At 49.2% G+C, this 23918-nt stretch carries 28 protein-coding genes; 27 read left to right on the top strand and 1 reads right to left on the bottom strand.

Annotated features, from left to right (window positions below; all coding sequences use genetic code 11):
* Positions 1–21: 21 nt before the first annotated feature.
* The 11 genes from DESAL_RS08585 to trbJ all read left to right on the top strand — a co-directional run bounded on the left by DESAL_RS08585 (position 22) and on the right by trbJ (position 8511).
* Positions 22–375, top strand: coding sequence for an STAS domain-containing protein (locus DESAL_RS08585; RefSeq protein WP_015851593.1), 354 nt, complete (start codon positions 22–24; stop codon positions 373–375).
* Positions 376–452: 77 nt separating this feature from the next.
* Positions 453–1436: a hypothetical protein gene (locus DESAL_RS08580; RefSeq protein ID WP_015851592.1), complete on the top strand. Its 984-nt coding sequence runs from the start codon at positions 453–455 to the stop codon at positions 1434–1436.
* A gap of 17 nt (positions 1437–1453) precedes the next feature.
* Entirely contained in the window at positions 1454–1834 is a 381-nt protein-coding gene (locus DESAL_RS08575) for a RidA family protein (protein ID WP_015851591.1), read from the top strand.
* A 23-nt stretch (positions 1835–1857) separates the two neighbouring features.
* Positions 1858–2532 (top strand): TraK family protein, encoded by a 675-nt coding sequence (locus DESAL_RS08570; protein ID WP_342626821.1) that lies wholly within the window; start codon positions 1858–1860, stop codon positions 2530–2532.
* Between the two features lie 17 nt (positions 2533–2549).
* Entirely contained in the window at positions 2550–3269 is a 720-nt protein-coding gene (locus DESAL_RS08565; protein WP_015851589.1) for a P-loop NTPase, read from the top strand.
* A gap of 9 nt (positions 3270–3278) precedes the next feature.
* Positions 3279–3692 (top strand): hypothetical protein, encoded by a 414-nt coding sequence (locus DESAL_RS08560; RefSeq protein ID WP_015851588.1) that lies wholly within the window; start codon positions 3279–3281, stop codon positions 3690–3692.
* Entirely contained in the window at positions 3692–4663 is a 972-nt protein-coding gene (gene trbB / locus DESAL_RS08555; protein WP_015851587.1) for a P-type conjugative transfer ATPase TrbB, read from the top strand. The genes DESAL_RS08560 and trbB overlap by 1 nt, the downstream gene beginning before the upstream one ends.
* On the top strand, positions 4647–4958 hold the full coding sequence (locus DESAL_RS08550) for a TrbC/VirB2 family protein (protein ID WP_015851586.1): 312 nt from the start codon (positions 4647–4649) through the stop codon (positions 4956–4958). Before trbB ends, DESAL_RS08550 begins: the two co-directional genes overlap by 17 nt.
* A complete protein-coding gene (gene trbD, locus DESAL_RS08545; protein ID WP_015851585.1) occupies positions 4955–5254 on the top strand; it encodes a conjugal transfer protein TrbD in 300 nt (99 codons plus the stop codon). Before DESAL_RS08550 ends, trbD begins: the two co-directional genes overlap by 4 nt.
* A 9-nt stretch (positions 5255–5263) precedes the next feature.
* Entirely contained in the window at positions 5264–7714 is a 2451-nt protein-coding gene (locus DESAL_RS08540) for a VirB4 family type IV secretion/conjugal transfer ATPase (protein ID WP_015851584.1), read from the top strand.
* Positions 7711–8511: a P-type conjugative transfer protein TrbJ gene (trbJ, locus tag DESAL_RS19725; protein WP_081434623.1), complete on the top strand. Its 801-nt coding sequence runs from the start codon at positions 7711–7713 to the stop codon at positions 8509–8511. Before DESAL_RS08540 ends, trbJ begins: the two co-directional genes overlap by 4 nt.
* A gap of 14 nt (positions 8512–8525) precedes the next feature.
* On the opposite strand, the gene DESAL_RS20335 is transcribed toward trbJ, so the two are convergent.
* Positions 8526–8732, bottom strand: a complete 207-nt coding sequence (locus DESAL_RS20335; RefSeq protein WP_041721771.1) for a hypothetical protein — start codon at positions 8730–8732, stop codon at positions 8526–8528.
* Positions 8733–8830: 98 nt separating this feature from the next.
* On the opposite strand from DESAL_RS20335, the gene trbL reads away from it, so the two are divergent.
* From trbL to DESAL_RS08450, 16 genes are read left to right on the top strand one after another with little or no spacing between them, the layout of a single operon-like run.
* Positions 8831–9946: a P-type conjugative transfer protein TrbL gene (trbL, locus tag DESAL_RS08525; RefSeq protein WP_041721769.1), complete on the top strand. Its 1116-nt coding sequence runs from the start codon at positions 8831–8833 to the stop codon at positions 9944–9946.
* 19 nt (positions 9947–9965) lie between these two features.
* Positions 9966–10625: a VirB8/TrbF family protein gene (locus tag DESAL_RS08520; RefSeq protein WP_015851581.1), complete on the top strand. Its 660-nt coding sequence runs from the start codon at positions 9966–9968 to the stop codon at positions 10623–10625.
* Between the two features lie 8 nt (positions 10626–10633).
* Positions 10634–11638, top strand: coding sequence for a P-type conjugative transfer protein TrbG (gene trbG, locus DESAL_RS08515; protein ID WP_015851580.1), 1005 nt, complete (start codon positions 10634–10636; stop codon positions 11636–11638).
* Positions 11635–12363 carry a TcpQ domain-containing protein gene (locus tag DESAL_RS08510; RefSeq protein WP_015851579.1) on the top strand — a complete coding sequence of 243 codons (729 nt, stop codon included), beginning with the start codon at positions 11635–11637 and terminating at the stop codon, positions 12361–12363. The genes trbG and DESAL_RS08510 overlap by 4 nt, the downstream gene beginning before the upstream one ends.
* A 2-nt stretch (positions 12364–12365) precedes the next feature.
* Positions 12366–13859: a secretin N-terminal domain-containing protein gene (locus tag DESAL_RS08505; RefSeq protein ID WP_015851578.1), complete on the top strand. Its 1494-nt coding sequence runs from the start codon at positions 12366–12368 to the stop codon at positions 13857–13859.
* A gap of 2 nt (positions 13860–13861) precedes the next feature.
* A complete protein-coding gene (pilO2, locus tag DESAL_RS08500) occupies positions 13862–15115 on the top strand; it encodes a type 4b pilus protein PilO2 (RefSeq protein WP_015851577.1) in 1254 nt (417 codons plus the stop codon).
* Positions 15102–15815, top strand: coding sequence for a type IV pilus biogenesis protein PilP (pilP, locus tag DESAL_RS08495; RefSeq protein WP_015851576.1), 714 nt, complete (start codon positions 15102–15104; stop codon positions 15813–15815). The genes pilO2 and pilP overlap by 14 nt, the downstream gene beginning before the upstream one ends.
* Before the next feature lie 3 nt (positions 15816–15818).
* Positions 15819–17429 (top strand): GspE/PulE family protein, encoded by a 1611-nt coding sequence (locus DESAL_RS08490; RefSeq protein WP_015851575.1) that lies wholly within the window; start codon positions 15819–15821, stop codon positions 17427–17429.
* Positions 17416–18486: a type II secretion system F family protein gene (locus DESAL_RS08485; RefSeq protein ID WP_015851574.1), complete on the top strand. Its 1071-nt coding sequence runs from the start codon at positions 17416–17418 to the stop codon at positions 18484–18486. The genes DESAL_RS08490 and DESAL_RS08485 overlap by 14 nt, the downstream gene beginning before the upstream one ends.
* A gap of 10 nt (positions 18487–18496) precedes the next feature.
* Positions 18497–18976, top strand: a complete 480-nt coding sequence (locus DESAL_RS08480; protein WP_015851573.1) for a type 4 pilus major pilin — start codon at positions 18497–18499, stop codon at positions 18974–18976.
* Between the two features lie 22 nt (positions 18977–18998).
* Positions 18999–19496, top strand: coding sequence for a hypothetical protein (locus tag DESAL_RS08475; RefSeq protein ID WP_015851572.1), 498 nt, complete (start codon positions 18999–19001; stop codon positions 19494–19496).
* Between the two features lie 12 nt (positions 19497–19508).
* Positions 19509–20489 carry an ATPase, T2SS/T4P/T4SS family gene (locus tag DESAL_RS08470; protein WP_015851571.1) on the top strand — a complete coding sequence of 327 codons (981 nt, stop codon included), beginning with the start codon at positions 19509–19511 and terminating at the stop codon, positions 20487–20489.
* On the top strand, positions 20486–20923 hold the full coding sequence (pilM, locus tag DESAL_RS08465) for a type IV pilus biogenesis protein PilM (RefSeq protein ID WP_015851570.1): 438 nt from the start codon (positions 20486–20488) through the stop codon (positions 20921–20923). Before DESAL_RS08470 ends, pilM begins: the two co-directional genes overlap by 4 nt.
* 8 nt (positions 20924–20931) lie before the next feature.
* The gene (gene pilV, locus DESAL_RS08460) at positions 20932–22059 is read left to right on the top strand and encodes a shufflon system plasmid conjugative transfer pilus tip adhesin PilV (RefSeq protein ID WP_015851569.1); all 1128 of its coding nucleotides are present in this window, start codon (positions 20932–20934) and stop codon (positions 22057–22059) included.
* 11 nt (positions 22060–22070) lie between these two features.
* Positions 22071–22697 (top strand): tail fiber protein, encoded by a 627-nt coding sequence (locus tag DESAL_RS08455; protein WP_015851568.1) that lies wholly within the window; start codon positions 22071–22073, stop codon positions 22695–22697.
* Positions 22698–22706: 9 nt separating this feature from the next.
* The gene (locus DESAL_RS08450) at positions 22707–23918 is read left to right on the top strand and encodes a TrbI/VirB10 family protein (RefSeq protein ID WP_015851567.1); all 1212 of its coding nucleotides are present in this window, start codon (positions 22707–22709) and stop codon (positions 23916–23918) included.

Here is a 23918-nt window from a genome sequence, read left to right as displayed (position 1 = left end):
CCACTGAAGAAGGAATAAAGAATGGAACTTAGTTTTAAACAAATAGATGAAATCACCGTTGTAAGAATTGAATCTCCTGAACTGAACCACGTAGTAAGCCATGATTTTCAGCGTCAGATTCAACCCATTTTCGAAGAGAAACAGTTTAATGTAGCACTCGATATGGACAGTGTTGATTTCATGGACAGCATGGGCATCGGAACCCTGATCACACTGCGGAATAAACTGATGAAAGAAAAAGGCAATATTGCCATGTTCAACATCAGCGACAGGGTTAAAAAAATTATCGACATTGCAGCCCTGCACAAAGTTTTTGATCTTTTTGAAACAGAAGAAGATGCTGTTAACGGCCTGAAAGACAAAATGCTGGCCTAATTGAAATTGATATAAAAACCGGGCAGGCTGAAAAGTCTGCCCGGTTTATTTTTTTCCCACCTACAGCCACCGCCAATATGTCTCTCAATGATAATTTAATTCAACCTGCTATTGCTACCGTCAAAGATGCTGCCCGCATCAGTCTCGATCTGTTCAAAATCATGATCCCGGTTGTCATTGCCGTCAAAATTCTTCAGGAATTCAATCTAGTCGGATATCTAGCAGCCCCGCTGGCACCGATAATGAAGATGGTAGGGCTACCCGGCGAAATGGGTCTTGTCTGGGCTACAGCATTAATTAACAACATTTACAGCGGATTGATCGTATTCTTGAGTCTGGCTCAGGACCAGCCTCTTACTGCCGCTCAAGCTACCGTGCTCGGGACGATGATTCTTGTCGCCCACTCAATGCCTGTGGAACTGCGTGTAGTACAAAGCTCCGGCCCCAAGCTGGGATTTCAGTTACTTATCAGAATGGGTGCAGCCTTCCTGATGGGCTTGGTGCTGCACTTGATTTACCAAAATTTCGATTTCCTGCAGGGACCGGCAAACATCCTGCTGACTCCGGACAATTCCGCAGTCGAGAAAACCATTTTAGAATGGGCCTTTGGTGAACTGCGCAATCTGATTTCCATCTTCGGTATCATTTTATGCCTGCTGGCAATCATGCGTATCTTGACCAAATTACGGGTCATTGCAGCAATGGATTTTCTGTTACGCCCTTTCCTGACCATGATGGGAATCGGTACCAAAGCATCAGCCCTTACCGTGGTAGGCCTGACAATGGGGCTTTCATACGGCGGAGGCATGATTATCCATGAAACAAAATCAGGACGCATTGATAAAAAAGACGTTTTTTATTCGCTGACCCTGATGAGTATCTGCCACAGCCTGATTGAAGATACCCTGCTGCTCATGATGATAGGTGGACACGTATCCGGCCTGTTCTGGGGACGACTGATCATGTCCTGCATGATAGTCGCCGCATTGGTCCAGATAACAAAATTTATTCCGGCAGGTTTTGCCGATAAATATTTATGGGGACTCCCCAAACAATCTTAAAAACTAAAGGAATGGCTATGATCGTTACTACTGTAAATACCGAAAATGCTCCCGCAGCAATCGGCCCGTACTCGCAGGCCACAATCTATAACTCACAGGCTTTTGTAAGCGGTCAGCTTGGTCTTGTACCGGAAACCGGAGAATTTATCTCTGATGACGTACAGGAGCAGACAAGGCAGGCACTTGAAAATCTCAAATTCATCCTCGAAGCCTGCAGAAGCTCCCTGACCAAGGTCATCAGCGTGGATGTTTTCCTGACCGATATGAACGACTTTGCAAAAGTGAACGAAGTCTATTCCGAATACTTCGCCAGCCACAAACCTGCACGAGCGGCCATCGAAGTAAGCGGCCTCCCCAAAGGCGGACTTGTGGAAATCAAGTGCATTGCAGCTATCTAGATATTTGTAAGATACAACTTACTATGGCTTTAAAAGGGACCTCGCGGTCCCTTTTTTGTGCCCTTCTACTTTGTGTCACCGACAAGCAAATAAAGATTCAAAATCAAGGACTTACAAACTACATCACAACAGTTGGTGAGTCCTCTTTTTATGCAAATCACTGGGGTTGTCCCACTCCTGTCCCACCTTTCTCTAATAAAGCAATCTTTCCAATAAATGCGATGATGCCTATCACCGCACTCTTTTCCCGTGCCCTGAGACACATTCAGGACACAGTCTACCCACTTTCCATCAATATAACAAAGAGCGGCTGCATGACCTCTAAGATCAAACCTTCCCAGCGAGGCAAAGGACGAGTTGAGTATCTCGGCCTTGTTAAGGAAATCGAACAGAACCTCCTTGCAGGACATACCCGCAAAGCTGTTCATGACCACCTCACCAGTGATGGCAGGATGACCATAAGCTACCAGCGTTTCTGCCATTACGTAGCTCTCTACAGCCCGCATTGTTCGCCTGCATCTATGACAAACACCCAAGCCCCGGCCATAACAGGCACTCCTGCTGTAAGGACCGTCTCCGCTCCCCTTGTACCCCTGAATGGAGGCGGTCCTCATGCAGGGCATCCTGAAAACGATTTAGCATTTATCCACGAAAAGAACGTTACCGACGAAAAGCTCGATGAGCTCATCGGTAAATAAATACAAGGAGTGAAACTATGGCTACTATTAATGCAATTTTTCAAGGTAAAGGCGGAGTGGGCAAAAGCCTTGTCGCCAGCTTTCTTACCCAACATCTTCTGGAGTCAGGCAAAGAAGTCTCCTGCGTGGATACCGACCCGGTAAACGCAACATTCTCAGGATACCATAAGTTTGGAGTAACCTCTCTTGATATCATGGACGGCGACGACATCGATCCCAGACGATTCGATACTCTCGTCGAATTGATGATGGCCCTGCCCGATGATGCAGAAATGGTTATTGATAACGGAGCCGCTACTTTTGTCCCTCTTGCCAGCTATCTTGCTGACAACCAAGTCTTCCCGATGCTTGCTGAAGCCGGCCACAACATCAACCTGCACACAGTAATTACCGGGGGACAGGCACTCCCTGACACACTCAGCGGACTCAGCTCCCTAATTAAGACATTCCAGGTTCCCATCTACATCTGGCTCAATGGCTTTTTCGGTCAGATCGCCATGAAAGGAAAAAGCTTCGAAGAATTCAAAGTCTACAAAGACAACTCACATCGCCTTGCCGCATTAGTCCGCATTCCTGTGAAGAAAAAGGAAACCTTTGGCCGAGACATTGAAAACTTGCTGACAGCAAAAATTTCCTTTCAGGAAGCACAGGAAAGCACTCTGCCAATCATGACCAGGCAGCGTCTCAAAATGTTCTGGAATGAAATGAGAACAGAACTTGTGAACTGCGGAATGTAAGGGACTACAATGTCTGACCAGACTCCTGACAACGCCCCCCTCACCATTCAGAGTGTGCGCGATCTCATTGCAAAAGAGCACAATCTACTGCTCGATGAGGATGATCCTATCCTCGTTGCCGTGACTATAAATCGCGCCGCTCTGGATGAGTATGAAAGACTGCTGCAAAACCATAAGCAGCAACTTTCAAAGGACATGGAAGAACATGTTGCTTCCTTTGCTCTGGAAGTGCGCAAATCCACAAACAGCCTACTTAGCAAAGCTGTCAAAGCGAACATCGAAAACTGCCTGAGTGTAATCAATGAACATCAGGGCCAGATGAACAACTTCCTTGGATCAGTGAGGGGATTAGCTATCTTTGCCGGGGTCATGTTCTGTCTGTCTATTGCTGTTTCGCTTTCAGTCATTGTGTGGGGTTCATAATGAATGGCCCTGCACACGAACAAGACGACCGTCTTATTGAAAACCTTCGTCACAACATGGGAGCCATCATAATGGCAGCTCTTGAAGATCCGGAGGTTGTAGAGATCATGGTTAACCCCGATGGTAAACTTTGGATTGAAAGATTTGGCGAAGAAATGAAAGAGGTTGGAACAATTCAACCCAACCAGACAACAATGATAATCTCGCTTGTCGCAAGCTCTCTGGAAACCACAGTTACGAAAGAATCTCCAATAGTCGAGGGAGAACTACCTATAGATGGCAGTCGGTTTGAAGGATTGTTTCCTCCCATCGTCAAGGCGGCTTCTTTCACTATCCGCAAAAAAGCCAGCAAGGTCTTCCCGCTGGAAGATTATGTGGAAAATGGAATCATGACCATGGAAGTCATGGACTCAATAAAGCGTGCCGTAACAGCGAGACAGAACATTGTGGTGGTAGGCGGCACCAGTTCCGGAAAAACTACTCTGGTTAATGGAGTCATCAATTCTATTTCTGAAATTGAGCCGGACGCACGCCTAATCATCATTGAAGATACTGCGGAGCTGCAAAGCCAATCCCAGAACACACTTTTCCTACGGGCAAACAAACACACCTCCATCCAGACATTGGTCCGGGCGACAATGAGACTTCGCCCGGACCGGATACTTGTGGGCGAGGTTCGCGGTGGGGAAGCTCTGGATCTACTCAAGGCATGGAACACAGGCCACCCCGGCGGGATCGCAACGATTCACGCCAACTCTGCGGCAGAAGGGCTCTATCGTATTGAGCAACTTATTTCCGAGGCTTCAAAATCTCCCATGTCTCATCTGATCGGCTCTGCCGTGGATTTTATAATTTTCATTTGCCGCACACGGACAGGCCGTGCGGTCACCGAAGTGGCAACGGTTTCCGGCTACGACCCGGTAAATCAAAAATACATGTTGGAGTACATTCTTAATGAAAAGCAATACTAAAATTACCTTACTTCTTTTATCGGCAATTTTACTGTTCCCGGAAATAGCTTCAGCCAGTGGAATTGCTGAGTTCAAAGGACCTGTTGAAAAAGTATTAGGAACTGTGGCTGGTCCGGTTGGTGGAATAATCTCTGCTATCGCACTTGCCATTTCGGGTCTCACCTTCATCCTTAAAAAGGCAGAACTGGGCGAAGGGTTCAAATTATTCCTGAGCATAATCATTGGTATCTGCTTTGTCGCTTTTGCCTCTGCCATAGTGAATGCCGTTTTTACCTTCACAGGAGCAATCCTGTGAGTTTGAGCCAAGAATTACTTGTAAGGACGGTTGTCATTCACCGTTCATTACACAGACATACACTAGTCTTAGGAGCGGAACGAGAACTGGTAATGTCTTCAGCTCTGATCAGCTTCATTCTTGTAGTGGTAGGCAAAGATCTCGTCTCTGCCGGCGCAGCTCTCTTCTTTTGGATCACCAGCGTAATTCTGCTCCGGATGATGGCGAAAGAAGATCCTCAAATGTCACAGGTATGGCTCAGAAGAAACGCATACCAGACCATATATCCCGCTAAATCAACACCTTGGCGCAGGTAGGGAACAATTATGCTCAAGCTCAAAGACTACCGCCATAAACAGAAAAGCCTGCCGGACCTGCTTTCATATGCCGCCATGGTGGATAATGGAATTGTCCTTTGTAAAAACGGCGCGCTTCTAGCCGGCTGGATATTCAGATCCCAAGACACAGCATCAAGCACACCTCAAGAACTGGCGACAATAAGCGCACGAGTCAACCAAGCTCTTGCGCCTCTTGGATCTGGCTGGATGTGTCATGTCGAGGCCATCCGAACTCCTGCGACCGGCTACCCTGCTCCGGCGACAAGTTTCTTTCCGGATAGAATCACGGCGATGATTGATGAGGAGCGCAGGAACATTTTTGAATCAGGGGAATTCTATACAACCAGCACTTTTCTGGCTGTGACTTGTACACCACAGTTAGGACAAGAAAAAATCAAAAGATATGCAACTGGGCAGACAGGTAGGAACAACCAGCTCGACAAACAGATCAACGAATTCAAAAAAACACTATTTCAGCTTGAAGACTCTCTTTCTCTCTGCCTTCAGCTTGAGCGACTGGCCGACTATACATATGAAGATGAGTTCGGAAACAGCAAGACAGTCTCACCGCTGCTAACATTCTTGCAGATATGTACCACCGGAGAAAATCACCCGGTAATTCTGCCCTCTACCCCCATGTATCTGGATGCAATTATCGGCTGCAAAGATTTGATTGCCGGCGATTCACTTTTCATCGGAAAGAACCAGATCCAGATCATCGCCATAGATGGATTTCCAGCCGAAAGCTGGCCCTCAATCTTATCCTGCCTTGAAGGAACCCCTTTAGAATACAGATTTTCAAGCCGCTTCATCTGTATGGATCAGTTTGAAGCCGAAAAAGAACTCACCTTGTATCGTAAGACATGGCAACAGCAGGTATTTAAATTTTTCGACCTGATGTTCAACAAGGCCAATCCAAGACCGAATCAGGATGCTCTCAACATGGCAGGAGATGCGGAAACAGCTCTTGCTGAAGTTCAGTCCGGCCTAGTTTCTGCCGGCTTCTATACAGCATGCATTGTGTTGCATGGAACAGATCCCGAAAAGCTGGAAGATAATACCAGGCTCATCAGCCGGCTAATTCAAGGTCAAGGATTCGGATGCCGCATTGAAACAATCAATGCTCTTGAGGCATGGCTGGGAACTCATCCCGGTAACGCATACGCAAACGTCCGTAGGCCGATCGTTAATTCAATGAACCTTTCGGACATGCTTCCATTGGCGACAATCTGGCCCGGTAATGAATTTAACCCTTCACCGGAATTTCCAGCCAATTCACCGGCTCTTATGTATTGCGCAACTGATGGTTCAACACCGTTCAGGCTGAACCTGCACACAGGCGATATCGGACACACCTTGATTTTCGGCCCTACCGGGGCCGGTAAATCTACACTGCTCGGCATTATTAACGCCCAGTTCAGAAGATATAAGAATGCATCCATTTTTGCCTTCGACAAAGGCATGTCCATGTTTCCGCTCTGCAAAGCTGCCGGGGGAACTCATTACGAAATAGCCGGTGATGATTCAGAGCTAGCCTTTGCCCCTCTTTCGAACGTTGATTCTGATGCCGAGCAAGCCTGGGCAGAAGAATGGATTGAGACTCTTGTGACTCTGCAAGGATTCGTTGTCCTACCTGCGCACCGCAATGCAATTCATCTGGCAATGAATTCAATCCGGAACAACCCGAAAGACATGCGCTCTCTTACTGATTTTTACCACTTTGTGCAGGATGAAGAACTCAGGGAAGCCATAAAACATTACACCAATGCCGGGGCTATGGGACATCTGCTCGATGCAAAAACGGATGGATTTGGCATTGAAAATCTAATGGTCTTCGAGATTGAAAACTTGATGAACCTAGGAGACAAGAACCTCATTCCTGTCCTTCTTTATCTTTTCCACTGCATAGAAAAATCCTTTAAAGGACAGCCCTCTCTGCTCATTCTGGATGAAGCATGGATCATGCTTGGTCATAAAGTTTTCCGGGATAAGATTTATGAATGGCTGAAGGTTCTGCGTAAAGCAAACTGCGCAGTTGTTCTGGCTACGCAGTCTTTAGAAGATGCGGCTAAATCGGGGCTCATGGGCGTTTTGTCTGAATCCTGCCCGACCAAAATTTACCTAGCAAACCCCAGCGCGTCCGACAAAGACCAGCGACCGCACTATGAAGGTCTTGGCCTCAACTCCACCCAGATCCAGATCATCACCTCCGCAGCTCCAAAGCGCGATTACTACGTTGTTACTCCTGAAGGACGCAGGCTCATAAACTTAGCTCTCGGTCCTGTCGCGCTCTCTTTTGTCGGTTCATCCGGCAAAGGACACATCGCCCGTATCAAGGAACTTGAAAAAGAACATGGCCCAAGCTGGCCGGAACAATGGCTTGAAGAAAGGCAGGGAGATTTCAAATGGGCACCCAGAAGCAAGGAAAACACAAAATGAGATCAGCAGTTACCTTCATTCTCATAGTTGTTATGCTCATGAACTCAGCTCCGGCTAGCGCAATGACCGTCACCTGCACCAATTGTAGCGACAAAATCCTGCAAATGCTGGAGCGCGTGACCAATATTGAACAGCTTGAATCCATGTACCGGACTTATGCTGAAGAAATGATGCAGACCCAGCAGCAAATCATGATGGTGAAGCAGAATATTGATCAGTACGTCAACATGGTCAAGAACACCATCCGCCTGCCCTTTGCCATTAAAAACAGTGTGATCAGAGACTTTAAACAACTGGCGTCTCTTACCATGGGATTACGTGAAACAGTTGCAGATATTGATGTGCTGGGTGGAGTTTATCATGCCGCTTATCCAAATTTCAACTCAGCTAAAGAACTCGTTGGTCTTCCGGCCAGTGAAGTGAATCCCCAGTATTACGAATACTACAGCAAGTGGTCTGGTCGAGTAGATGAAGCGACCGAGGCCACCTTTAAACTTTCCGGTCAGCAACTCAAAGAGATCAGTGAATCAGAAGAATTCGATTCATACATTGATGATCTTTTGAGCACTCCGGAAGGACGCATGCAGGCCTTAGAAGCTGCAAACCAACTCTCTTCTATCCAAATTTCAGAGATGCGAAAACTGCGTGCCCTCATGGCGATGCATATCCAGAATCAAGCGCAGATCCAGCAAAAGAAAGAGAAGATTGATCAGATTCAGGAGCTGAACAGTAGAGGCTACTTCGAAAACGAACTGTCCAAAAGGATTCAAGCTCTAATCGATAAAAAAGGAAATTAGAATGGACTCAACTACTATTCCTCTGCTTTCTTGTATTTTTTATCAATCAGCTGCTGAACTTTATCAGAAAGCTCTTTTCCTGATTGCTGAATATCTTGGACATCAATTTCATCCTTGTTATCTACAGAGGAAATTGTCTTATCTTGTTCAGTTTTCTCAACCTTTGTTTCATTACATGCAACGAGAGAACATAAGAAAAAAACTATCAATAAATATCGCATACGAACTCCTTACAAATATTAATAATTTCATAATTAGTGCCGTAATCAAAGTCAATCCAATAACAACGATACTGATAGCCATAACTTTGGTTCTTACAATGAGCGGTCTTGCTTACGCGACAGAAGACATAACTCAAGATTTAGGACTATCGTCCAGGCTTTTAACTGAATTTGAGGCAGCAGCTAAGACATGGGGGCCAGCCATACAAGGATACTCCCTGACACTCTTCAAATTACTGATAAGTATTGAACTGGCGTGGTTAGGGATTCAAGCAACACTTAAGCAATATGACCTCAAACAAAAATTGGCTGAGTTCGTGTTGCTCATTATCTACGGCAGCTTCATGGCCTCTGTTATTTTTTATAGTGCGGAATGGACTACATCACTAATCAAATCCTTCAGCAGTGTTGCAATAACAGCAGGCGCACAAGAGCCAGACCCAGAAATAATCTTTTTTTATGGACTAAAGATCATTGGTGACTTGTTAAATAACCTGACAGTTAAAATACACGTAAGTATCGGTATTTTAATATGCTGTGTAATCTTAGCAATCACTTTTTCCTTAATGACCGCCCAGCTAATATTGGTGAAATGTGAGTCATTTATTGTCCTGAATGCAGGAGCTATTCTGCTAGGTTTTGGCGGTTCAAAATTTACTAAAGATTTCACCATAAATTATCTCAAGTACTCTTTGGCTATAGCGGCAAAATTATTCACCTTACAGCTCCTGATGAGCTTGAGTTTAAATTTTATTGCCAAATTCACAACACTTAACACCAAGTGTTTTGCTGATATTTTCGTCGTCGTCTGCTCATCAATCATCATTCTGGTTCTCATTAAATACCTTCCTGCAAAAGTAGCTGAAATGGTCAACGTCTCCCAAGTCTCCGGAGGAGGCGCGCTTACTTCTGCAATGTCTGCGATCGGGATCACAACCATGACGGCAATGCAAATGCCAGCGCAGGCCCTTGGCGGTGCGGTCGAAGCAAAGCGCGGAATGGACACGCTCAAAGAAGCATTCAACATGGCCGGTTCGCAAGGGGCAACCGGGCTAGGCAAGGGTTGGCAAGCATTTAAAAACCTTGGCGGTGCGGCTCGGGAGAACATCGGCGCGACCAATATGGGCAACCTGCGCAGCACCATTACTTCCCATCATGAAGCCTTCAAAATGCAACAACCAGCTGGACCGTCTACCAACTTCCAGCTTCCCTAACTAATTGGAGTAATGACCTATGTCTAAATCTACAGAAAACCCATATCTCACAGCCAAAGAAGAGTGGCTTGAGCGATATGGTTCATACATCAAACGCGCCGAAAATTGGAGACTCTTCGCTTTTGGCTGCCTTCTAATTACCGCCATATCCATGACCATGAATTTTGTGCAGGCAACACAAAGCAAGGTTGTTCCGTACACCGTTGAAGTCGACAAACATGGCCAGGTTCTTTCCGTAACCCGCGCGGATGAAATCGGCCCGGTTCCCAAACGTATTATTCAAGCTGAAGTGGCCAACCTCATCGTCAACTGGAGAACTGTAACAGCAGACATCGGGCTTCAGAAGAAAATGGTTAAGCGCATGTCTTCATTCGTTACCGGCGCAGCCCGCGGTGCAACTAAAAGTTGGTACGAAGCAAACAACCCATATCAGCGCGGCCAGAAGGTTCTCGTTGAGGTTGATGTTAAAGGGATTCCCCTTCCGGTCAGCTCTGAAAGCTGGCGTATCGAATGGCTGGAAACCGTGCGCAATCACTCAGGTGTTGCCCAATCCAGCACCCATTACGAAGCGACTGTAAAAGTCCGCATCTCTCCCCCAGAAACTGAAAGCCAGATCCTTAGGAATCCGCTTGGCATTTATGTCACGGAGTTATCCTGGGCAAAACTTCTTGAACAATAGGAGCCAAAATGAAGCACCTCATTTTAACGTTATCCCTTGTTCTCATCGCCTGTTCCGGCTGGGCTGCACCTAATTCGCAGCAAGCCGGACAGCAAGATCCTAATCAGGGATTGATGAACAAGGTATTTGCACAACATTTACCGCCGGAAACCGGAAATAATGCAGCCAAAACGGATAAAAATCCGTCTTATTCGACTGCTGTGATGGCGCAGCCGGATTACATCTCTAAAACAAACGTTCGTCTTAATAGCAAAGAATGGGAAGCTCTGAAGCTTTCCAAGGAATGGATCAACCGCAAGATTAACCCGATCCTGCTGGAGAACGGCAAAGTGGTTCACATCTTTGGGGCCACCATGCCGAGCATCATCTGCTCACCGTTTATGACCTCCGATCTAGAGCTTCAGCCCGGTGAAAACGTTAACGATGTGATTGTCGGTGATACCGCACGCTGGATGATTGCGCTTAGCAAATCCGGAACTCCGGGCAGGGAAGCCACGCATATTCTCATCAAGCCCCTTGACGCTGGGCTTGTGACTACTGCCGTCATTCCAACTGACCGCAGAGTTTACCATCTGAAGCTTGTCTCACGCCGCAAGGACTACAATCCATACGTTTCTTTCATCTATCCGGAAGATCAGCAGAAAGTACTTAAAGCCAGCCTGAAGCGCAAAAAGAAAAAAGACATCTGGGACACCACCCAGATTGAAGGCAAGACCGTAGATCTTTCCACCTTGGACTTCAGCTACACCATCAGCGGTGATGATGCGAGTTGGAAGCCCATGCGCGTCTATAATGATGGAATCAGAACATTTATCCAGCTTCCAAGGACTTCCACCCAAACCGAGATCCCGGTGCTGCTGGTGGAAAAGGCCGGACAGGAAGCTATCGTTAACTATCGTGTCAAAGGCAATGCCTTTGTCGTTGATGAAATCTTTGAAAAAGCAATCCTCGTGGCCGGAACCGGAATGGATCAGGCCAAAGTGGAAATTACACGAATTGAGGTGACCAAATGAGAATCCTGATTCTGATCATCCTGCTGCTCTTCCCCACCGGCTGCAATGCATGGCGTGCGGCAACCAAACAGATCGAAGTAGTTGAACAAACTACGCCCATGTACGAGGAGCACGAAGTTGACTCCATAGTTGAAGAAGCCGCGCTCAAGGTTGCTGCTCATTATCCTCCGGGCCGCACCGTGCTGCACCTGACTGTTTCGGACAATCCCTGCGGCTGGAAATTCGAAGCCAATCTGCGCGAACAGGGGTTCCAATTCAGTCCTAAAACCACTGATCCCAATGTGCTGGATATGAACATGGTCTTCGATTCCATCACCAACAGCACGCTCTACTATCTCTATCTCGGTTCCTCGGACGGCTGGTCCTTCGGTCAGGTCTACAACCTGACCTTTGAAGGATTTGAAAAATCCGGCCTGCTCACTCAAACCCCGGCATTCTTTGAGTTCGTGGGAGGTGATGCCGAGCAGGTTGAATCACCCCTCAATGAAGATTGGTCCATCGTTCCCGGTGGTCTTCGTGACCAACTCAAACGCTGGGCTGGTCGCGCCGAATACACACTGGTCTGGAAGGCCAATCATGACTTTGAAATGCAGTCCCACGCTACTTTCAGAGATACGTTTCCACGGGCGGTTAAACGCCTCTTTTCAAGGATGCACGCCAACGGAAATTCCCTGCGCGTGACTCTCTACCAAAAGAACAAACACATTGTTGTCAGCGAGGATTAAGCATGAAACGCATACTCATACTCTTTTTAATTACTGCCATATGCAGTTGCGCACCGCTCCAGCCCTCACAGCAGGAACGCTCGGTGAAAAGCCGTGCGGCTTCCATGAGAGCGGCCAGCAGCAAGAAGACTGTTTCTATTGTACATGCTCCATACCTCGGAGCCATTCCGGTGGAGCTAGAAGACAACAGACTTCCTTCCGTTTTCAATCGGCGCGTAACCCTGACTAACCGGATCGGAACAGCTTCCCAGATCGCCAAATGGATCAACGAGCTTGTACCATTGCACATTGAAGTAGAAGCCGCAGAAACCACCGGAAAAGAAAAACAGAAGCGCATGCGTATCAACTACGATGGCAAGCTCTCCAATCTGCTGAACACCATGTGCGAATACTTCGGCATGGGCTGGGAATATGATGAGCTAAGCGGAAAGGTTGAAATTGCCCGTTTGCAAACCAAGTCATTTAACCTTGCAGTTGCTCCGGGTAATATCAAATACGAATCGACCATAACCAACAAATCCCAGACTTCGGGCAGTTCCTCCGATTCCAGCAACATGGAAGGAGTAAGTCAGACCACCAAGACCTCGGACAGCGTCAGCCAGACTTCGCAGACCAACAAAGCCAGCTTTGAAGGTAACGTCTGGAAGGATACCGAAAAATCTATTGAAGCAATGCTTTCCAAGGATGGCCGGGTTGTAGTCAACGAAGCTGCCGGAATGGTCACCGTTACCGATACCGCCACTGTTCTGCTTCGTGTCGGCAAGTACATCAAATCCCTGAATACCAAGATGGGCAGACAGGTTGCCTTGGCCGTCAAGGTCTGGGCCTTGGAAATGAACCGTAATGCTGATGTTGGTTTTGACATTGAATCCATGCTTAAGGCCGGACAATCAAGCTTCAGCATGCTCGGCGGCCAGCCCTACACCACCCTTTCCGGAGCCGGGACTCTGACCGCTGCCATTCTGGACGGTAACTGGAAGGACACCAAGCTCATGCTCCGTGCACTGAAGCAACGCGGCCGCACCACCCTGCTTACTTCCGGGTCCGGTATTGTCATGAACAATCAGGCCCTGCCCGTTCAGGTGGTCAAACGCGACACCTACCTTGCCGGGATCAGCTCCACCACCACAGAAAATTCCATGCAGACTTCCGAGCTGACACCGGGTGAAGTTTCCACTGGCTTCTCCATGACTGTGATCCCGCACATCATGAACAACCGTAAGGCTATCCTGCAATATAACATCACCCTTTCTTCCCTTGATTCCATGGATGAGTTTACTTCCGGTGATCTGACCATCCAGCTCCCGCAGGTTTCCACCCGCAGCTTCAGCCAGCGGGTCAAAATGAAATGCGGCCAGACTCTGGTCCTTGCCGGATTCGAGCAGGAAACCGACCAGCAATCCAAAGGGATCGGTATCAGCGCAGGCGGACACAGCCAAAAGTACGGCAAATCCCTGATCATCATCACCATTGAGATGGAAAGTGCCGGAGTTTAGCCATGCGTAGTATCAAGATTAAAAAGAAAGAATACGCCATTGGATTCTGGTGGCAGATCCTTGAAGGCAAGGGAAGGAAGCAGCTTTTTGAAAAAGCCCGCTCAGTTGCCGAGGATTTCAAGGACCGCAAATACAATTGCCTTGTTCCCCGCAAACAGCAGTATGGCCTTGGTTCCTGCGAAGGAGACAAGATTAAACGGTTACCCTCTCTGGCCTGCGCTCTGGTGGAAAGATCCACTGACACTTGGATCGGCATGTTCTGCCTTGCGGACGATCTCTGGTGGATCTGCGCGGTCAGCAAAAAAACAATTGTTGCTGAAGGAGATCAATTCTTCAGCTCCCGCGCGGAAGCACAAGCTCACCTCGCCAGTCTGAAATCCATGTCCAGCTGGAACAAGGACAATGAATACATCTGTGAAACAATGGATGAATCCCTGTCTCATTTTGACGGGCTGCTCAAACCGTCTGAACGGGTTCAGGCTTTAAATCCTGAGCACTCCAACCTGAAGCTCATCATTGGAGTGGCCGTCATTCTTACAGCCTGCGCAGGCTGGTACATGTGGGATGGGTATCAGCAGGATCTGCGTGAAGCGGAGCAACGCAGGATTGCCCGTGAAGCACGCCAGAAAGAACTCCAGAAACAGGAAACAGTCCAAAAAGATCCGGAACAGCTCTTTGCTATGGCTTGGAAAGAAACGCCCCTGCCGTCAGCATTTGCTCATGAATTCCTGCGCGCCGTGCGTAACACAGAGCCGTACACCCTTGGATGGGAACTGAGTTCCATCGTGCGTGATGCGGATGGAATCTACATGGCTTGGCTGCATCAGGAAGGAGCGGATTTCACCAACCGCCCGACAGTTAATGAAATTAACTCCACCCTCAGCGCAAAGCCTGAGCTGGCGGACCTGACCATCAATTACCCCGAAACAGAGAAACGCCCAGAGCAACACCTTATCCAAAAGGGCGTAGCCACTGCCCGACTCTACGAATTGACCCGCAATCTCGGAGCCAAACTGAACCTCACTTGGCAGGCTCCGGAAACTAAGAAGCTGGATAACAAGATCCTCAAAAAAGCCGTTGCCGTCACAGCTCCATGGGTCAAGGGAGAGTGGAAACTTTCCGCTCTCCCAGTCGGGGTAACGATTGAGGACGCGCTCTTCACTGCAATGGATTCCATCCCTTGTCTGGTCCTTTCAAAGATCGACTTCACCAACAACCAATGCACCTTGGAGGGCCAGATTTATGCGAGTTACTAGCCTGCTTTTTCTGCTCTTACTTCTTGCCGTTCCGGTATTTGCTGAAGACTTGGCCGACCTGAATCCGGAGGGAGAACTCCTGATCGACGTGGTTACAGGAAATGGTACCAGCTCAGCCAATGCGACAGAAGCCATGACACAGGGCAACGCCACAAACGCGACTAATCCCAACGTAGCTAATGCCACGGCCATAACTGCGTTCATGACCGACTCAAACAGCACGAAAGAAGCTCAAAAACAAGAAGTTGTGCCTGCTGAAAACGCGACCGCTAAACAGGAGCAGACAACTGAACCGGAAGCAACAGAACAGTTTGCGCAGCCCACTCCCGCCTTTGCAAGACCTGCGGTGAGCCTTGGCGATGCGAACTACCTGCGTAGTCTGATTGCTTACAAAAAGCTTCAGGTGGCTCTCGCCAAAGAAAACAAGAAACTGCTTGAGCTGACCGTTCCGGTTCCCACTCCAACCGAGCCTTCAAATTCAAAGTCCACAGCCAAGAAGAAACGCCGCCCCACATGGCCCAAGGTCGTTTCCATTCAAGGCGTGGACGGCAGGCTTTCCGCTACCCTTTCAAGTTCCGCAGGTATCGAGACTGTGCGGGTCGGCAACAACGCCGGTCCCGGCAAGGTCGTATCCATAACACCCAACAAAGTTCTGGTCCGCTCTGGCGGCAAGAACATTGCCTTGAAATTCAAGGAGTAAATGATGACTGAAACTGAAATCCCCGCAAGCCTTCAGGAACGGGTTCTGTTTCTGGACGGCAAAATTATCATCTCATCAGAAGTGGAAGATGATGCAACCCTGATGTCTTTCCTGAGCTACGCCGCACGCAAAGGTTTCAGGGAAACTGAAAGGCTCAAGCCTGAAGAATTCCAGAAGCTGCGCAAGAAGCATTTTGTCCGCGCTGAAACCAAAAGCGATATTCAGGATCTCGCCATCGAGATAATTGCGGATGCCTTCAATGAAGGCGCGTCTGACATTCACATCGGTGATTACGGTCCTTTTGCATCCATCCAACTCCGCAAGCTGGGTATGCTGCAAAACCACCGGGAACTCATGGGCGAAACCGGCCGCAAGGTCATCACGGCCATGTATCAGACAATGTCCAACAGCGCGGATACAACCTTCATTGCCAAGGAAAGGCAGGACGGCAGGATAGTCAGCAGCGACTATCTTCCGGCTGAAGTTCATTCCATCCGCCTGCATACCGAGCCGCTTGAATGCTCCATGGCTGAAAACGGTATCGGGACATTCATGGCCCTGCGCCTGCTCTACGACCGCACTACTGCAACAGGCAGCCTTGAACAAAGGCTTGCTACTCTCGGCTATTCGGATCGTCACATCCGCCGCTTCCAGTTCCTGACTCAACGTTCAGGATTGAGCCTGCTTTCCGGCCCGACCGGCCACGGTAAATCAACGGCCCTGAAACACATCATGGAAAGCATGGCCGAGGATCATCCAGAGAAAAACTTTCTCGCCATTGAAGATCCGCCGGAATACCCGCTGGAACGGGTCAAGCAAGTTCGCGTCAGCACCAATGACCAAGACGAGAACCGAGGCGCGGCCTACCGTAACGCCATTGCCGGTGCTATGCGCTCTGACCCCGATGTAATCATGATCGGTGAAATCCGTTATCCGGAAGCAGCTTCCGCCGCCCTTGATGCGGCTCAGACCGGACACGGGGTATGGACAACCGTCCATGCAAACTCAGCCTTCGGAATCATTCAACGAATGGTTTCCCTGCTGCGTGCGGCTCATTACCCCGACCCGCTTGAATATCTTTGCGACCACACGGTTCTTTCCGGCTTGCACCACCAGCGGCTTGTTCCGGTGCTCTGCCCGAAATGCAAGCAACCGATTTTGGAAATCACAAAGCTGGATCAGGACAACGAGCTGCGCCGCAAGAACCTTCCTCAGCCGGTGCTGAATCGCTTAATGCGCGCGGTGGATAAAATGGGTGACAAGAACGTCCATATCCGCGGTGAAGGATGTGAAGAGTGTTCCGGCATGGGCATTATCGGCCAGACCGTAGCCTCTGAAATCGTCACCACTGACCATGTGATCCTGCGCAACATCCGCGCCGGAAACATGGAAGCCGCTTACAAGCATTGGCGGCATGAACAGAACGGACAGACCTTTGTCAGCCACGCCATTGATCTCATCGAGCAAGGAATAATTGATCCTCACCTCACAGAACTTCGTCTTGGAGTTCCGCTGAACTACGCCAAGGCTTTTGACGACTTCAACCTCTCGGCTTCGGACTTAGACGAGCTGGCCGGATCAAAAAAAGTGGAGAAGCCCAATGCAACGGCCTGATCTAAATCCCATCCTTGCCAAGCTCTTCTTCGGCGAGTCGGTGCGCATCCGCTTTTACAGAAAGCTGGCAGCCCTGACCCGTCACGGGGTTAGCGCGGTAGACAGTGTTTCCGAGCTGCAAGAAAGGTACGCCAAACAGCGCAGCCCTCTGGCCCATGTTCTGACTGAAGTCTCAGCCCGTCTTGAATCCGGAAGCAAGCTTTACGAAGCCATGCACGGATTCATTCCCGCCGAGGAAGTCATGCTTATCAACAGCGGCGTCAACTCCGGAAAGCTCTATGAGGCCATTGATCTTGCCGTGCGCTTAATTCAGGCCCGCATGAAGATCATCAGCTCCATGCGCAAGGCTCTGGCCTATCCAATTTTACTGATCTGCGCACTGATATCCCTGCTGCTGGTACTCTCCAGATACGCCATGCCCCAATTCGCCCAGCTTTCTAATCCGGAACACTGGGCAACCGGGGCAAAAGCACTCTACCGGATATCTAACTTTATTGATTCAACTGCGGGAACAGTCGCCCTTGTTGGAATCATAGTGGCTTTCCTGCTCTCGCTGGCGACCATCAAAATATGGACCGGTAAAATCCGCGTGCGTTTCGACTCACTTCCGCCATGGTCCTTCTATCGGCTGATCATCGGCAGCCTCTGGCTCTTCACCCTTTCAACTTTGATGAAATCGGGAATCCAGCTTTCACAGGCTATCAATGAAATGCTGTCCACTCCGGGAACAAGCCCATGGCTCAAAGAACGACTCCAGTCCGTAAAGGCCCAGCTCAATCTAGGTAAGGGACTTGGGCAGGCACTGGACGATTCCGGTTACCAGTTCCCCACCACAGAAATCATCGAGGACCTGCGCATCTACTCATGGCTTCCCAACTTCGACAGCCAGCTTCACCTCATCGCCGAGGAAATGCTGACTGAAGGAACCGAGAAGATCAAAGCACAGGCCAAATTCATCAATGTTTTCTGCATCATCAGCATTGTTGCGGTGGTGTCCAATATCATTCTGGCAATTTCCTCAATCCAGCAACAGCTCGGCCAATCCATGGCCTACTAAGGAGAAAAACATGACTTTACTTGAAACAGTCGGAGCATTGCTCCTCGCAGCTCTCGTCCTCGGTGGTTCCGCCTTCATGATCAAAAAAGCAATTGAAAGTAACAAGGTAACCAGTGCCCAGCAGAACCTTTCCACTTTCCGCCTCGATGTAAAAGACCTCTACAAAGGCGAACCAGACTTCACAGGCCTGACCACAGCCATTGCTGTAACCAACAAAGTCGTTCCTGATGGCATGCTCAAGAGCGGTGGTACCGTGCGCAACGTATGGAACGGAGACGTTACCGTTGCCGCCGGAACCGACCCGACCACCTTCACCATCACCCACAATAATGTTCCGGAATACGCCTGCGTAAAGATGGCAACATTTCAAGCTGAGTCTTGGGAATCAATCACCGTTAACGGGGTTGAAATCACACAAGGCAGTGGAATGGTTGCCGCTATTTCCGAACAACTCGCCGACGCCAACACCATAGTCTTCACTTCCAACTAGCTAAAAATACACGGAGTACATCATGGAATTAACGAACATAGACCTACTAAAACAGATTGAAATAATTCTGGTTTGCTTAATCGCAATTAGCGGCATCACGCACATAACATTCATAATTCCCAAGATGATCAATTTAAAGGCCAAAGAAGGTGCATCAAACAAGATGGCAATGGCCTATGAACTCGCACAAAGAGTCAATTTAATGCGCATCTCAGCCTTAAAATATGGGCTGAATAACTCAGCAAACTTTGAGGACATCAGTACAGAGAGATTATCTGTACTGCCCACTTATCAGTACGATCCAAACCTATCCATTTGTTCAGAAAACAATGGTCAAGATTTCGCTATAACCTACAGGAACTTAGACCCTCATAGTAGCTCCATCATTCTAATATTACAGGCTGGATTTTGGGAAAGTATTACCTTGAATGGACAAAAAGTAGATCAAGGCAAAAGAACTCCTGTTTCTGTTTCTGAAATCAAATACTCCAGCAACACCATAGTCTTCACCTCCAACTAACAGAGGCTCTAAATGAAACTCAAAAGTGCATCATTCACAGATTTAATTCTTCATGAAAGCGGGGAGGCTTTCATGAAAGGCTGCGATTCCTGCGGCCAGAAACTTGTTCCCTGCGAGGATGGGATCAAGAAGGAAATAAAACTCCTTCATGAAAAAGTCCTCAAAGTCCATGAAGAGAGTGAAAGACACACTTTCCGGGTCATTCATGAAGATATCGGCTACCGGGTCGCCCTTTACGAAGGCGTGGACTGGGGAAGTGGCAAGGTTTTCTTCCTGCGCCGAATTCAGGAACAGGTTGAAAACTTCAACAAGATCGGCATGCCGGAACCAATTGCAAAATGGCTTCTTGCTGAAGAACAAAGCAAAGGCCTAGTGCTTTTCACCGGCGCGCAGGCCTCCGGCAAAACCTTCAGCGCATCCTCTCTGGTGGCAACCCGCCTTGCAACATTAGGCGGCCATGGAGTCAGCTTTGAAAACCCTGCTGAAATGCCCCTTGATGGCAAGCACGGCGAGTTCTGTTTCTGCTTTCAGGCTGAGATCGAACGCGAAGAAGATCTGGCTGAAGGCATTGAACGGTCGCACCGTTTCGCCTCACCTAACATCATCTACATAGGCGAAATCCGCAGCAAGCATGCAGCAAGCGAAGCCCTACGGGTCTGCCTTGGTTCAGACAAACAAATTGTCATCGCAACCATGCATGGTTTCGATCTCGTAACCGCCCTTGATCGGCTAGTGACCATGGCCCGTGAAATCGACGGCGAAATCGCCAGCCAGAACCTTGCCCAAGGACTGCTTGCAGTAGTGCATCAGCAGCTTGAACAGGACGATGACGGCAAGAAAGTTCTCAAGGTTCCCCAATTCCTGCTTGCCCCGTTCACTGACAAATATGCAGGCCTGCGCGCCAAGATCAAAAACAATGAAATGGCCGGCCTGCAGGAAGAAATGCGTGAACAGGAAAATACAATTCAGTTCATGGGGATTGGTTCCATATGAAGACCCTCGCAGCACTCTTCACCCTGCTTGGCGTGCTGGCAATGGTCACGCCGGAAACGCTTCTGCCAACTCATTCAAATGAGTCACAAGCGCGTGCAGTAGCCGTTAATTTCGGCGTCTACCGCAACGCAGTGAATGAATACGTCCTTGCCAATCCGAGTGCTGCCGGAGGAATCCCCATTTCCATATCACTCCTTGACCTGCCGTCCGGTTGGAAATCCATGCGTGCATGGACCAACCGACCGGACGGCGGGAATTTATACGTCTGGGGGCCAGTCAAAGAAGGCGAAGCAGCGGAAATTATGAAGCTGTTCATGAATTCCTATGCAGTAGGAATCAAGCGCAATGGATCACTGGTTAACACCCATGGAACCGGCATAGCTCTGCCCGCTTTCATACCTAACGGCAACATCGTCAGCGTGATCACCCCATAGGAGCAAAAATGAAGATTAACCCTAAAAATAAGCAATCCGGAATGGGCATGGTGGATGCGATCGCTGCTTTGCTCATCCTTGCCCTGATGTCCCCCATGCTTGCGGACATGATGGACCGGGGCTTCCAGTATGTGAATGAAAAGAATGTCAGCAGCCATCTCGCAACAGTGCTTGATGCGGCTTCCGATTACGCCAAAGAGCATTATGCGGATTTGATCAGCTCATCTGCCACCACTGTAACCATGGCCCAGCTCCGTTCCGGAAATTTCCTGCCTTCAGGCTTCCAAGACCGTAACGGCTGGGGCCAACGATACGGAATCTATGTGCTCGAACCGAATGCGGACGACCTGCAAGTCGTCGTCCTGACTTACGACGGACGCACGGCCGCAAATGACAAACGATTCGGCTCTGCTTCTGCTCCTTCAGCAGCGGCCATGGTCGGCGGTGCCGGGGGCTACATCCCCACCGGCGATCTTCCCGGCCAAAGTTCAACCGAGCTGCGCGGTTCTTACGGCGGCTGGACCATCAATCTTGCCGGGACAAATATCCCGGTTCCCAGTCCCGGCCATATCGGCGGACGCGCTTTCCTGCGTGAAGGCGATCTCAGCCAAGACTTTCTCTACCGCGTGGAAGTTCCCGGTCATCCGGAACTAAATGAAATGTCCACGGAACTGGATATGACCGACCACGCCATTGAGAATGTGAAGGAAATTCAATTCGAAGAGCACACCATCGCTGACATCGATGCAACCGGCTTTTGCGGAGATCCGGACAAGGAAGGCCGTGTCTTCTTTGATCCCGCAGTCGGCCTTTACATCTGCCGTGAAGGTGAACCGCAAATCCTCGCCGACACCGGCAATTCCCAGCTTTTCAAAGATGCGACTTACGCCACAGACGGTGAGCTTATCCCCAAACCGACCTGTCCTCCGGGCGTGACATCAGTTCCACAGATTTTCGTAGCTCCGGCAGTCTTTGCCGAGGGTGCAGAGTCGCAGGCCTTCGTAGCTGTCCAGTCATGGGCAACGGATGAAGGAGACAATTGGCGCGTTCATCTGCGCATCAAAGACGTAACAGACACTTGGGTATCCCCTCCTGCCGGATACGGCAGAGTAATGGTGCTGACCACCTGTAACTAAAGGAGAAGATCATGAAGATAGAAGAAAAAAGACCAATGTCATTCAGAACTCTTATCATGGCAGTTTCCGCCTGCATCGCTCTGCTGGTGGCGGTACTGATTGCCCTCAACTATGCACCCAACGCTTTTGCAGGAGATGCTACCAGCTTCAATCCTACTTCTGTTGCTGTTCAAGCACGTGCCGCCAGCGACTACCCGATTGGAGCAGTCGCCGCATATAGAGGAGACACTCCCCCTGTCGGCTGGCTTGAATGCAACGGCCAATCAACAACCGGATACCCTGAACTTGCTGCCGTAGTAGGCGCAAATGTTCCTGACTTACGCGGAGAATTCATCCGAGGGCTGGACAGTGGGCGCGGTGTAGATGCAGGCCGGGCACTTGGAAGCGCACAAGCTGACGCAATGGAAAGGCATTCGCATCAGACGACAATAACTGTTTCGGGCAGAACTTCCGTTACAGCATCTCCGTACCATAGTGCAGGTGCTGCCAGATCACTGGTGACAACTCCCAACTTTGGAAGTCCCTTTGGCGGAGCTTCTTTTTCCGCATCGGGAACTGGCACCTCCACATCTGTAGGAAGCGGCGCAGAAACCCGCCCTCGCAACGTAGCCCTCATGTACATCATCAAGGCGCAATAGGATTTCATCATGTCAGATTCTCCTAACAGCCTTGTACAGCAATCTATGAGCGGCAAACGCAACAACAGGATAATCATTATCTGCGTTGTTATGGCAATGATGATTGTTTCCGTCATGGCATACTCGCTTTACAACTCCAGCAAGAAAAATAAAGCGGCAAAAGAAGAAAAAGCCGCTGTGACCGAATCGGACATCAGGCAAACCTTGACCGAACCTGAGACATTCGGTCTTTCACTCCCTCCTAAAGAGGAGAAGAAAGAAGAAAAAAAGCTACCGGCTCAAGATAAAATCTCAGTTACGGTTGTTCGCCCGATCGAACCAACCGAAGCTGAAAAGCAACACATAAAAGAACTTCAGGAACTGCGGACATTCAAACTTGAGCGAATGAAAGCGGCCCTAGCTGCTCCGCTCAAAATCCAGGCTTCCATGCCGGAAAAGAAAAACGTCAAAGTCATACAAACTGACATTGGCGATGTTCGCTCACGCCACCCCATAACCTTACCGAACATGTCCAATACTGCTCCAACTGAAGGTAATGACCAAAAGGACAAAGAAGCCTTCCTCAATAGTCGCGCAGCAAAAGACGGTTCTTGGCAACTCCCTTATGAGCGGGTTCCCGGTAAACAGTTCGAGTTAAAAACCGGATCAGTCATTGCCGGGATAATGATCACCGGCATCAACTCGGATCTCCCCGGCCAGATAATCGGGCAGGTCAGCCAGAATATCTACGACACCGCCACCGGGCAATACATGCTCATACCGCAAGGTGCGCGCATGATCGGGGTTTATGACTCCAGAGTCGCTGCCGGCCAGACTCGTGTTCTTGTTGCCTGGAACAGAATTATCTTTCCAGACGGTTCATCCATCACCCTCGGTATCATGCCCGGAACCGATGTAGGCGGCTATGCCGGTTATTCCGGGGATGTAGATAACCACTATCTGCGCATTTTCGGTTCTTCAGCCATCATGAGCCTGATTAGTGGCGGCATGGCCTTCGCCATGGACTCCTTCAATAAAGGCTCATCTTCCAGCGATAATCCCAGCCTTCAGGATGAACTCGGCTCGGCACTCTCCAGCCAGCTAGGCCAGTCCACCCTTTCGCTTTTGCAGAACAACATGGCCATTAAGCCGGCTATCAGCACCGCGCCGGGTAAACGTTTCAATATGGTCGTGACCAAGGACATCGTTTTCGCTCGTCCCTACAAGCCATACAGGATCTAA

This window comes from Maridesulfovibrio salexigens DSM 2638 (genome assembly GCF_000023445.1).
Lineage (GTDB): Bacteria > Desulfobacterota > Desulfovibrionia > Desulfovibrionales > Desulfovibrionaceae > Maridesulfovibrio > Maridesulfovibrio salexigens.
The sequence above is the reverse complement of the archived record's forward strand: the minus strand, read 5'-3'. Positions and strand labels throughout refer to the sequence as shown.